At 45.3% G+C, this 12,707-nt stretch carries 6 protein-coding genes; all 6 read left to right on the top strand.

Annotation, left to right across the window (positions count from 1 at the left end; genetic code table 11):
• Window positions 1-127 precede the first annotated feature (127 nt).
• The 6 genes from DXB58_RS21175 (at window position 128) to DXB58_RS21200 (ending at window position 12,610) form a co-directional block, all read left to right on the top strand.
• On the top strand, window positions 128-1,756 hold the full coding sequence (locus DXB58_RS21175; protein WP_122138214.1) for a sialidase family protein: 1,629 nt from the start codon (window positions 128-130) through the stop codon (window positions 1,754-1,756).
• A 39-nt stretch (window positions 1,757-1,795) separates the two neighbouring features.
• A complete protein-coding gene (locus DXB58_RS21180; RefSeq protein ID WP_122138185.1) occupies window positions 1,796-3,811 on the top strand; it encodes a family 20 glycosylhydrolase in 2,016 nt (671 codons plus the stop codon).
• 81 nt (window positions 3,812-3,892) lie between these two features.
• Complete coding sequence (locus DXB58_RS21185) at window positions 3,893-5,398, top strand: sialate O-acetylesterase (RefSeq protein WP_122138186.1); 1,506 nt, start codon at window positions 3,893-3,895, stop codon at window positions 5,396-5,398.
• Between the two features lie 183 nt (window positions 5,399-5,581).
• Window positions 5,582-8,176: a glycoside hydrolase family 2 protein gene (locus DXB58_RS21190; protein WP_122138187.1), complete on the top strand. Its 2,595-nt coding sequence runs from the start codon at window positions 5,582-5,584 to the stop codon at window positions 8,174-8,176.
• Window positions 8,177-8,210: 34 nt separating this feature from the next.
• Window positions 8,211-10,535, top strand: a complete 2,325-nt coding sequence (locus tag DXB58_RS21195) for a family 20 glycosylhydrolase (RefSeq protein WP_122138188.1) — start codon at window positions 8,211-8,213, stop codon at window positions 10,533-10,535.
• Window positions 10,535-12,610: a family 20 glycosylhydrolase gene (locus DXB58_RS21200; RefSeq protein WP_122138189.1), complete on the top strand. Its 2,076-nt coding sequence runs from the start codon at window positions 10,535-10,537 to the stop codon at window positions 12,608-12,610. The genes DXB58_RS21195 and DXB58_RS21200 overlap by 1 nt, the downstream gene beginning before the upstream one ends.
• Window positions 12,611-12,707 lie beyond the last annotated feature (97 nt).

A 12,707-nucleotide genomic window follows, 5' to 3' on the forward strand; every position in this document is an offset into this window, starting at 1 on the left:
AGAACAGTGGTCAAGGTGTTGACTAGTCCTACCAGAACTTGGTAAAATGAAAGTTAACTGTTTGCATAGCTGTATTATGGTAGAAAAGTTTTATCTTTATCGCGTTAAACTAACTAATACCCCCATTATGAGAAGAATTTTTTATTTACTTTTCCTTATCTTATTAGGCTATTCTTTTGACGTAAAAGCTTCAGACACAGTGCTTATCCATGAAACACAAATCCCGGTTTTGATAGAGCGGCAGGACAATGTTCTGTTCTATATCCGGTTGGATGCAAAGGAAAGCAAGATGCTCGATGAAGTAGTTTTAAATTTCAGTAAAAGTACCAATTTAGCGGATGTTCAGGCAATCAAACTCTATTATGGAGGAACAGAGGCCTTACAAGATCAAAACAAAAATCGCTTTGCCCCTGTAGAGTATATATCTAGCCATCGACCAGGTGTAACATTGGCGGCTAATCCTTCCTATTCCATAAAATGTGCAGAGGTCGGACCATCGGAAAAAGTTGTATTAAGAGGTAATTACAAATTATTTCCAGGTGTCAACTTTTTTTGGATCAGTTTGCAGATGAAAACAGATGCCTCTTTGCATACTAAAGTAGTCTCTGATTTACGTGCTGTAAGAGTGGATGGAAAAGAACTCTATTGTAAATTTATTTCTCCGAAGAATATTACTCACCGGATGGCAGTCGGAGTTCGTCATGCCGGTAATGATGGATCTGCTTCCTTCCGTATTCCCGGATTAGTGACAACCAATAAAGGAACATTATTGGGAGTGTACGATGTCCGATATAATAGTAGTGCCGATTTACAGGAATATGTAGATGTGGGTTTGAGTCGTAGCACTGACGGAGGGAAGAGCTGGGAGAAAATGCGTCTTCCGCTTTCATTTGGTGAGTATGGCGGTTTGCCTAAAGCACAGAATGGGGTAGGAGATCCCTCTATTTTGGTAGATACCCAAACGAATACCGTCTGGGTGGTTGCCGCATGGACCCATGGTATGGGTAATCAACGTGCCTGGTGGAGCTCCCATCCGGGAATGGATATAAACCATACCGCACAGCTGGTATTGGCAAAGAGCACAGACGATGGTAAAACCTGGTCGAAACCGATCAATATAACAGAACAGGTAAAAGATCCCTCCTGGTATTTTCTGCTTCAAGGTCCAGGACGAGGAATAACGATGAGCGACGGTACATTAGTATTTCCAACACAGTTTATCGACTCTACCCGTATCCCGAATGCAGGAATCATGTATAGTAAAGACCGGGGAAAAACATGGAAAATGCATCATCTGGCACGGACTAATACAACGGAAGCACAAGTTGCTGAAATAGAACCGGGAGTATTAATGCTGAATATGCGTGATAATAGAGGAGGAAGCCGTGCTGTCGCCCTAACCAAAGATTTGGGAAAAACCTGGACAGAACATCCGTCTTCACGTAAGGCACTTCAGGAACCGGTATGTATGGCCAGTCTGATTCATGTCGATGCCAAGGACAACGTTTTGAATAAAGACCTCCTGCTGTTTTCAAATCCGGATACAACTAAAGGGCGCAATCATATAACAATAAAAGCAAGTCTGGATAAAGGACTTACCTGGTTGCCCGAACATCAAATCATGCTCGACGAAGCAGAAGGATGGGGATATAGTTGCCTGACGATGATTGATAAAGAGACAATCGGTATTCTATATGAGAGCAGTGTGGCACACATGACTTTTCAGTCTATCAAACTAAAAGATATTGTGAAATAAATACTCTCCATCCCCCCAATTTTAAATTATAGAGATGCAATGAGAAACAGAATCATTTTTTTATTCCTTTTTCTTATTAGCTTTAACACAACTTCTACGGTTCTGGCAGATGGCGCTCATCTGCTTCCCGAACCGCAACGATATTCTTCTCTGAAATCCGACTTTACATTGGGAAAAGTCCGGCTTTCTACTCCTGCACTCAAACAGGAATGGGAAAACTTTATTCTTGAAAGGGGAGGAGTAACGACTGACAATGCTTCTTCTATTATTGAGGTAAGTTTTGTCCCGGCTTTATATGGAGTGCCTGTAAATCAGGATGAGGCCTATCAGTTGAAAGTATCAGCCCATAAAATTCAGGTAGAAGCAGTCAGCGAACGAGGCGTATACTGGGCGATGCAAACTTTGGCCCAACTCCAGAATGTGAAAGGTAAAAAGACAGTTTTTGCAGGTTGTGAAATTCTCGACTGGCCGGCTTTTCGGGTCAGGGGATTCATGCACGATGTAGGAAGAACCTATATTTCGATGGAAGAGTTGAAACGTGAAATAGCCATTCTTGCTCGTTATAAGATAAATGTATTCCATTGGCACTTGACAGAGAACCAGTCATGGCGATTGGAAAGCAAGATATTCCCCGTGCTGAATGACAGCGTCAACACCACCCGGATGCCCGGCAAATTCTATACACAAGAAGAAGCAAAAGAACTAGTGGCATATTGTAAAGCTCATAATATGACTCTCATACCGGAGTTCGATATGCCGGGACATAGTGCAGCTTTTATCCGTGCATTTCGTCATGATATGCAAAGTCCCGAGGGAATGAAAATACTGAAACTCCTGATGGATGAAGTCTGCGAAACCTTTGACGTACCTTATATTCATATTGGTACGGATGAAGTCAAATTTACCAATCCGAAGTTTGTGCCCGAAATGATTGCACACGTGCGTGCTAACGGGAAAAAAGTAATCTCATGGAATCCCGGATGGCATTACCAACCGGGAGAAATAGATATGACTCATTTGTGGAGTTATCGCGGTAAGGCGCAGGAGGGTATTCCTGTCATTGATTCGAGATTTCATTATTTAAACCACTTTGATACTTTTGGCGATATTATCGGTCTTTATAACAGTCGCATATATAATAAGGAACAGGGAAGTGATGATATGGCAGGTGCCATAGTAGCTGTATGGAATGACCGTCTGGTAGCTCCTGAACGTAACATAATCCTTGAAAATAATTTCTATCCGAATGTGCTTGCCCTCGCAGAGCGCGCCTGGCGTGGAGGCGGAACAGAATATTTTGATAAGAATGGAACCATTCTTCGTTCGGAAGAACAACCTGAATTTAAGGCTTTTGCCGATTTCGAAAAGAGAATGCTTTGGCATAAAGAACATACGTTTAAAGGATATCCTTTTGCTTATGTGAAACAGACCAATGTAAAATGGAACATTACAGAAGCATTTCCGAATGAAGGTGATCTGACAAAAGTGTTTCCTCCCGAACAGGAACTGAAAGATAGCTACTTATATGAGGGAAAAGAATATAAAGTGAGTTCTGCTATTGGTGCCGGCATCTATCTTCGTCACGTCTGGGGAAAAATAATTCCAACGTTTTATGAAGACCCGCAGGAGAATCACACGGCCTATGCATATACATACGTTTACTCCCCGAAAGATCAGGAAGTAGGCTTGTGGGCTGAATTTCAGAACTACGGACGTTCGGAAAACGATTTACCTCCATTGCCCGGAAAATGGGATTATAAAGAGAGCCGCATCTGGATTAACGACCAGGAGATTCTGCCTCCGGTATGGTCTGCCACCCATCGGGTGAAAAGTGCAGAAATCGCATTGGGAAACGAGAACTGTGTGGCCCGGCCTCCATTGAAAGTATCTTTGAATAAAGGATGGAATAAAGTACTTCTAAAATTGCCAGTCGGCAAATTTAAGATGGAAGAAGTGCGTTTGGTTAAATGGATGTTTACTACCGTCTTTGTAACGCTTGATGGTGAGGATGCAGTAAAAGGACTGGTTTATTCGCCCGAGAGAAAGATACAGTAAGCCCCGAAAACGCGGAGAATATAATTGAGGTTAAGGATCTCTGAAGTGAGTAGAAATAATGAAATCTTATATAACGAAGAAATGAAAAAGATATTCATATTGTCGTTTTGTTTGATATGCTGTGCAGCCTTATCTGCACAATCTGTACAGAAGCGTATCTTGGGCGGATTACGATTGTCCCAGCTTTATACGGATAATATGGTTTTGCAACATGGCTGTCCGTTGACGATTCATGGAGTTGCCAATGCGGGAGATAAAGTGACAGTCAGTATAGCCAGCCAACGATATACGACGAACCTCCTTTCTAACGGACAATGGAGTATCCGCCTGCAACCTCTGAAAGCTGGAGGTCCTTATACATTGACAGTTGCTACCGCGAAACAAAAACTTCAATATAATAATGTATTGGCAGGTGAGGTCTGGCTGTGTTCCGGGCAATCAAATATGGAATTTATGTTGAGAGCTTCTTCTACCGCCAAGGAAGACATGGCAGCGGCGAATAATGACAACATCCGTTTGTTTGATATGAAATGTCGTTGGGCTACGAATGCAGTCGAGTGGGATAGCTCTGTTCTCGATTCCCTGAATCATCTTCAGTATTATAAAGACACCAAGTGGACAGCCTCTACTTCGAAAACGGCAGCTTCTTTTTCTGCTGTAGCCTATGCTTTCGGAAAAATGTTGCAGGACAGTCTGCAAGTTCCGGTGGGATTGATCTGTAATGCCATTGGCGGCTCGCCAACGGAAGCCTGGATAGATCGGAATACATTAGAACATAACTTCCCGGCCATCCTGTGCAATTGGAGAAAGAATGATTTTATTCAGGACTGGGTACGGGAACGGGCAAGTCTGAATATAAAAAAGTCAGAGGACAACCTGCAACGTCATCCTTACGAACCTTGCTATCTGTATGAAGCAGGAATACGTTCATTAGAACAATATCCGATCAAAGGAGTGATCTGGTATCAAGGCGAATCGAATACACATAACTATGAAGCCCATGAGAAACTGTTCAAATTACTCGTCGATAGCTGGCGTCAGAACTGGGGAGATGTGGCGATGCCGTTCTATTACGTGCAGTTATCGAGCATAGATCGTCCGTCATGGCCTTGTTTCCGCGACAGCCAGCGTAGGATGATGAATGAAATTCCTTATACGGGCATGGCTGTGTCGAGCGATTGGGGAGATTCATTAGACGTGCATCCCAGAAATAAAAGACCGATAGGCGAACGTTTAGCCCGTTGGGCATTAAGTAAAACTTATGATAAATCTCACGTCACTTCTTCCGGTCCCTTATTCCATCAGGCAGATTTTTCCGGAGAGGTAGTATACATTACTTTTGATTATGGAGATGGACTAACGAGTGCAGATGGGTTGCCGTTGCGGACTTTCGAAGTGGCCGAAACAGACGGAATCTATTATCCGGCAGTTGCCGAGGTGGAAGCAGGACGACTGAAAGTGTATAGTGAGAAAGTGAAACATCCGCGGTATGTTCGTTATGGTTGGCAACCTTTCACCCGGGCCAATCTGGTGAACAAGGATGAATTGCCCGCCTCCACTTTTAAAGCAGAGGCTCCGCAATCGTAGGTTCAGAACATTCAACTTCAATGAATGAACTACTTTCCAAAGCCCGATAAAGGTTGTAAGATGGGAGCTTCTGCAGCATTTCCCCCAAAGTGCTATGTTAGTCTGCATTATTTTGTTAAATTATCAGTGAAATTTGCTGAAAAAATAATATCTTTGAATCCGTTAATATCTAATGCCCCCACTATGATGATTAATTTGATCGGAAAAAAGGCTCAAATAGCATGTGAACTACTATGCTGTTGCAGTATGGCATATGCACAGAGCAATGACAATTCCGAAGTTGTCGTTCTAAATACAGGCTGGGAGTTTTCCCAGGCAGGGACAGAGCTGTGGCGACCGGCACAGGTTCCGGGCACCGTTCATCAGGATCTTATTAACCATAAACAACTTCCCGATCCTTTTTATGGCATCAATGAACAAAAGATTCAGTGGGTGGAAAATGAAGACTGGGAATACCGGACTGCTTTTATAGTTACCCCCGAACAACTGAAACGGGATGACGCCCAATTGGTTTTTGAAGGCCTTGACACATACGCCGATGTATACCTCAATGGAGCACTGTTGCTGAAAGCCGATAACATGTTTGTCGGTTATACCATACCCGTCAAGTCCCAACTCCGTATCGGAGAAAACCTTCTTCACATCTATTTTCATTCCCCCATCCGGCAGACACTGCCTCAATATAACTCGAACGGATTCAACTATCCGGCAGACAACGACCATCACGACAAACATTTAAGCATATTCTCCCGTAAAGCCCCTTACAGCTATGGCTGGGACTGGGGAATCCGCATGGTGACCAGCGGTATCTGGCGTCCGGTGACCATCCGTTTTTATGACGCAGCTTCTATCAGTGACTACCACATAAAGCAACTCGCACTGACCGACCAGCTCGCAAACCTGTCTAATGAATTAGAAATAAACAACATACTCCCCCGGCCACTTCAGGCAGAGGTGAGAATCAATACCTCATTCGAAGGAAGTGCAGAAAAAAGCATCAGCCAGGCAATCACCTTACAGCCCGGAATCAATCATGTTTCCATACCTTCCGAAGTGGCATCCCCCGTACGTTGGATGCCGAATGGATGGGGAAAGCCCGCCCTGTATGATTTCTCCGCCCAAATCATAGTAGAAGATAAAGTCGTAGCCGAGCAATCGCACCGGATAGGACTGCGTACCGTTCGCCTCGTTAATGAAAAAGATAAAGACGGAGAATCCTTCTATTTTGAAGTAAACGGTGTACCTATGTTTGCCAAAGGAGCCAATTACATCCCCCAGGATGCACTCTTGACTAACGTCACTACCGAACGCTACCAAACCTTATTCCGCGACATCCGCGAAGCGAACATGAATGTCATTCGTGTATGGGGAGGTGGAACGTACGAAGATGACCGTTTCTATGACCTGGCAGATGAAAACGGAATACTGGTGTGGCAAGACTTCATGTTTGCCTGCACTCCCTATCCGTCCGACCCCACCTTCCTGAAAAGGGTAGAGGCGGAAGCCTGCTATAACATCCGTCGCCTTCGCAATCATGCTTCCCTGGCGATGTGGTGCGGTAATAACGAAATACTGGAAGCCTTAAAATATTGGGGATTCGACAAGAACTTCCCGCCCGAAATCTATCAGGAAATGTTTCGAGGCTACGACAAACTGTTCCATCAGCTCCTTCCAGCCAAGGTTAAAGAACTGGATGCCGACCGTTTCTACATACACAGCTCCCCGTATTTTGCCAACTGGGGGCGTCCTGAATCCTGGGGAATAGGAGACAGCCATAACTGGGAAGTCTGGTATGGTCAAAAAACATTCGAGTCACTCGATACAGACCTGCCCCGTTTCATGAGCGAATTCGGTTTTCAGTCCTTCCCGGAAATGAAGACCATCTCCACTTTCGCCGCTCCGGAAGATTATCAGATAGAATCGGAAGTGATGAATGCTCATCAGAAAAGCAGCATCGGCAACGCCCTGATTTGTACCTACATGGAGCGCGACTATATCATCCCCGAAAAATTTAAAGACTTTGTCTATGTCGGACTAGTGCTGCAAGGGCAAGGAATGCGTCACGGACTGGAAGCACACCGTCGGAACCGTCCTTACTGTATGGGTACCCTGTATTGGCAACTGAATGACAGCTGGCCGGTAGTATCCTGGTCGAGCATCGACTATTACGGTAACTGGAAAGCCCTGCATTACCAAGCCAAACGAGCCTTTGCTCCAATCCTCATCAATCCTATCCAGCAGAACGACAGCCTCAATATCTACCTGATTTCCGACTGTCCGGACACCAAAGACCACCTGATGTTGGAAATGAAAGTAACAGACTTTGACGGAAAGAAACAAGGCAAGCCGATACGACTCAACACATTGACAGTTCCGGCTAACACTTCCCAATGCGTGTACCGTATAAAACCCGACACCTGGCTATCACCGGAAGAACAGCAACGCTGTTTCATGCAACTGACCCTGAAAGACAAGGCAGGAAACACCCTTGCCGAAACCGTATACTTCTTTAGAAAAACAAAAGACCTGCTTCTGCCTGAAACAACCGTTTCCTGCAAGATAAAACAGAAAGACGGCATGTGTGAACTGACATTGTTTTCTCCCGCTCTTGCAAAAGATGTCTTTATTGAAATTCCTTTGCAGGGAGCCCGTTTCAGCGACAACTTTTTCGACCTTCTTCCCGGAGAACGTAAAACGGTCGTTATCACTTCTCCCCAAATAAAGAAAGGAGAGGAACTGCCTTTGACAATCAAACATATTCGTGAAACTTATAATTAATCTATTAATAACTTAACACCTAATTTTTTAGTTTATGAAGCAACTCTTAAAATTAACCGGATGTCTGGCACTAGCAGGACTTTTTGCCTCTTGCCAATCGGCGCAACAGGAAGCCAACTACCAGATCATCCCCATGCCACAAGAAATTGTAACCGCTCAAGGAAGTCCCTTCATCCTCAAGAGCAGTGTGAAAATTCTCTATCCGGAAGGAAACGAGAAGATGCAACGCAACGCAAAATTCCTGGCAGACTATCTGAAAACGGCTACCGGAAAGGATTTCGCCATTGAAGCCGGAACAGAAGGTAAAAACGCAATCGTACTGGCATTAGGCACGGAGAACGAAAATCCGGAATCCTACCAGATGAAAGTTACCGGTGATGGAATCACGATTACCGGTCCTACGGAAGCCGGCGTATTCTATGGCATCCAGTCCCTACGCAAATCATTGCCTGTGGCTGTCGGTACGGATATTGCCATGCCAGCCGTAGAAATCAATGACGCTCCCCGCTTTGGCTATCGTGGCGCGCATTTCGATACCAGCCGTCATTTCTTTACAGTAGATGAAGTAAAGACTTATATCGATATGATGGCTTTGCACAATATGAATCGTTTCCATTGGCATATTACGGAAGACCAGGGCTGGCGTTTGGAGATCAAGAAATATCCGAAACTGACAGAAATCGGTTCCAAGAGAACAGAAACAGTTATCGGACGTAACTCCGGCGAATATGACGGTAAGCCTTATGGTGGTTTCTATACACAGGAACAGGCGAAAGAAATAGTGGCGTATGCTGCCGAACGTTATATTACAGTTATTCCCGAAATCGACCTTCCGGGACACATGCAAGCTGCCCTTGCCGCTTATCCTGAACTGGGTTGTACCGGTGGCCCGTACGAAGTATGGAGACAATGGGGTGTATCCGAAGATGTGCTTTGTGCCGGAAACGACCAAGTCTTGAAATTCCTTGAAGATGTATTTGGTGAACTGATTGAAATCTTCCCGTCGGAATACATCCATGTAGGTGGCGACGAATGTCCGAAGGTGAGATGGGAAAAATGTCCGAAATGCCAGGCACGTATCAAAGCATTGGGGCTGAAATCTGACCAGAACCACAGTAAAGAAGAACGTTTGCAGAGCTTTGTCATCAACCATATTGAGAAATTCTTGAACGACCACGGACGTCAGATCATCGGTTGGGATGAAATCCTCGAAGGCGGACTTGCTCCGAATGCTACCGTGATGTCATGGCGTGGTGAGAAAGGTGGTATCGAAGCTGCGAAGCAGAAACACGATGTCATCATGACACCGAACACCTACCTGTATTTCGACTACTACCAAGCTAAAGACATCGAAAACGAACCGTTCGGTATCGGTGGTTATCTGCCGATGGAGAGAGTGTATAGCTACGAGCCGATGCCGGCTTCTCTTACTCCGGAAGAACAGAAATACATCAAGGGAGTGCAAGCCAACCTCTGGACAGAATACATCGCTACCTTCCCGCATGCACAATACATGGTATTGCCTCGTTGGGCTGCTTTGTGTGAAATTCAGTGGTCCAGCCCCGAAAAGAAAAACTATGCCAACTTCCTGTCCCGTCTTCCACAACTGATTAAGTGGTACGATGCAGAAGGATACAATTACGCTAAACACGTATTTGACGTACAAGCCGAGTTTGACCCGAATCCGGCAGAAGGAACAATGGACGTTACCCTGTCTACCATCGACGGTGCCCCTGTTTACTATACATTAGACGGCACAGAACCTACTGCCGCTTCCCCTGTTTACGAAGGAGTATTGAAAATCAAGGAAAATGTAACCCTGTCCGCCAAAGCCATTCGTCCCAACGGCGAAAGCAAGACAGTGACAGAGAAGATTGATTTCAGCAAATCCAGCATGAAGCCGATTGTAGCCAATCAGCCTATCAATGAACAATACCTGTTCAAAGGAGCTTCCACTTTGATAGATGGTCTGAAAGGAAATAGCAGCTACAAGTCAGGCCGTTGGATCGCTTTCAACGGAAACGACATGGATATGACTATCGACCTCCAGCAACCTACTGAAATCTCAAGCGTGGCAATCTCTACCAATGTAGCAAAAGGAGACTGGGTATTTGATGCCAGAAACCTGTCCGTAGAAACTTCAGATGATGGCAAGACCTTCAAAAAGATTGCTTCCGAAGAATATCCGGAGATGAAAGAGACAGACAAAGACGGAATCGTTGAGCATAAACTAACCTTTGCTCCTGTGACCACCCAATACGTGAGAGTCATTGCTTCACCGGAGAAATCACTTCCGGCATGGCATGGAGGAAAAGGTAAAAACGCATTTTTATTTGTAGACGAAATCAAAATTGATTAATGAATATAAGAAAAGAACACCCTAAAGTTTGTCTTTTCTTATGGATATTGGGGATGTGCTTCCATGCACATCCCATTCTGGCACAGTCCGTCATACCTGTCCCATTAAAAATGGAGCAGGGGACGGGCTCTTTTTTACTGTCAGAAAAGACAAAACTTTATACAAACCTGCAAGGTGGAGAAGCGGAACTCTGGGAGAATTACCTGAAAGCATTGCCTGTTCAATTGAAAGAAGCGAGAATGAAAGACAGGAAACAGATGCTTTTCTTATTGATAACCCCCAAGACCCCCCAATTGCCATCACCGGAAAGCTATACACTCTCCGTCACCCCTCAACGAATCGAGATCCGGGCAACTTCGGGAGCCGGATTATTCTATGGAATGCAAACCCTGTTACAGCTGATGCAACCGGCGGGCACAGGCAGCTATTCCGTAGCCTCTGTCGAGATAGAAGACACCCCGCGTTTTGCTTACCGCGGACTGATGCTGGACGTATCCCGCCATTTCTCTACCAAAGAGTTTATAAAGAAGCAGATAGATGCATTGGCATATTACAAAATCAACCGTTTGCACCTGCATCTGACCGATGCGGCAGGCTGGCGGCTTGAAATCAAGAAATACCCTTTACTGACCGATTTTGCAGCCTGGCGTACAGACCCCACTTGGAAGAAATGGTGGAACGGTGGACGTAAATACCTCCGTTACGATGAACCCGGAGCTTCCGGCGGCTATTACACCCAGAACGATATTCGTGAAATACTGGAATATGCCCGTCAGCACTATATCACCGTGATTCCGGAGATTGAAATGCCTTCCCATTCGGAAGAAGTACTGGCTGCCTACCCGCAGCTATCCTGTTCGGGAGAACCTTACAAGAACTCCGATTTCTGTATCGGCAATGAAGAAACTTTCACCTTTCTGGAGAATGTACTGACGGAAGTTATGGAACTTTTCCCTTCCGAATACATTCATGTAGGAGGTGATGAGGCCGGTAAATCGGCTTGGAAGACCTGTCCGAAATGTCAGAAGAGAATGAAAGACGAGCATCTGGCCAATGTAGACGAGCTGCAAAGCTATCTGATACACCGTATCGAAAAGTTCCTCAACAATCACGGACGCCGTCTCTTGGGATGGGACGAGATTCTGCAAGGAGGCATTGCGCCCAATGCAACCGTTATGTCGTGGCGTGGAGAAGAGGGTGGTATCGCTGCCGTCACCTCCGGCCATCATGCCATCATGACGCCGGGTGCATACTGTTATATGGACAGCTATCAGGACGCCCCGTACTCCCAGCCGGAAGCTATCGGCGGCTACCTGCCATTGAAGAAAGTATATGCCTACGATCCTGTTCCCGCTTCCTTAACTGCGGAGCAGGCAAAGTTAGTCTACGGCGTGCAGGGAAACCTATGGGTGGAATATATCCCTACTCCCGAACACGTGGAATATATGATTTATCCCCGTATGCTGGCATTGGCGGAAGTAGCCTGGTCGGCTCCGGAACGTAAGTCGTGGCCCGATTTCCATACCCGCGCACTGTCAGCAGTGGCCGATTTACAGAAAAAAGGATACCATCCTTTCGATTTGAGCAAAGAAATCGGCAGCCGTCCCGAATCTCTTCAACCAGTCAGCCATTTGGCGCTCGGTAAAAAAGTGATCTATAACTCTCCCTACAGCCCTCATTATCCCGCACAGGGCAACACAGCTCTGACAGACGGCATACGTGGTGACTGGACTTATGGTGATGGTTCATGGCAAGGATTTATCTCGGACAACCGTCTCGATGTGACGATTGATATGGAAAAAGAAACCCCTATCCATTCCGTCACCGCCGCTTTTATGCAAGTGGTCGGCGCGGAAGTATTCCTGCCGGAGACAGTGATTATTTCCATTTCCGATGATGGGATTAACTTCACGGAGTTGCAAAAACAACACTTTGAAGTGAGCAAAGAAACCCCTATCCGGTTTACGGATATTTCATGGCAGGGAGAAGCCAAAGGAAGATACGTACGTTACCAGGCACAGGCCGGAAGCGAATTCGGAGGTTGGATATTTACGGATGAGATAATCGTGAAATAGACATTGTCAATATCATTTATGAATAAAAGAGGGAATCTACTCAACCAGATTCCCTCTTTTTTTGTTATATTTGTATTATTACCTTAAAAACTAAGAA

Origin of the sequence: Bacteroides sp. OM05-10AA (assembly GCF_003439055.1) — a bacterium.
Lineage (GTDB): Bacteria > Bacteroidota > Bacteroidia > Bacteroidales > Bacteroidaceae > Bacteroides > Bacteroides intestinigallinarum.

What these genes read in the sequence shown, in the direction of transcription:
- DXB58_RS21175 (WP_122138214.1), top strand. Translation starts at nt 128, where the DNA reads ATGAGAAGAATTTTTTATTTACTTTTCCTTATCTTATTAGGCTATTCT.
- DXB58_RS21180 (WP_122138185.1), top strand. Translation starts at nt 1,796, where the DNA reads ATGAGAAACAGAATCATTTTTTTATTCCTTTTTCTTATTAGCTTTAAC.
- DXB58_RS21185 (WP_122138186.1), top strand. Translation starts at nt 3,893, where the DNA reads ATGAAAAAGATATTCATATTGTCGTTTTGTTTGATATGCTGTGCAGCC.
- DXB58_RS21190 (WP_122138187.1), top strand. Translation starts at nt 5,582, where the DNA reads ATGATGATTAATTTGATCGGAAAAAAGGCTCAAATAGCATGTGAACTA.
- DXB58_RS21195 (WP_122138188.1), top strand. Translation starts at nt 8,211, where the DNA reads ATGAAGCAACTCTTAAAATTAACCGGATGTCTGGCACTAGCAGGACTT.
- DXB58_RS21200 (WP_122138189.1), top strand. Translation starts at nt 10,535, where the DNA reads ATGAATATAAGAAAAGAACACCCTAAAGTTTGTCTTTTCTTATGGATA.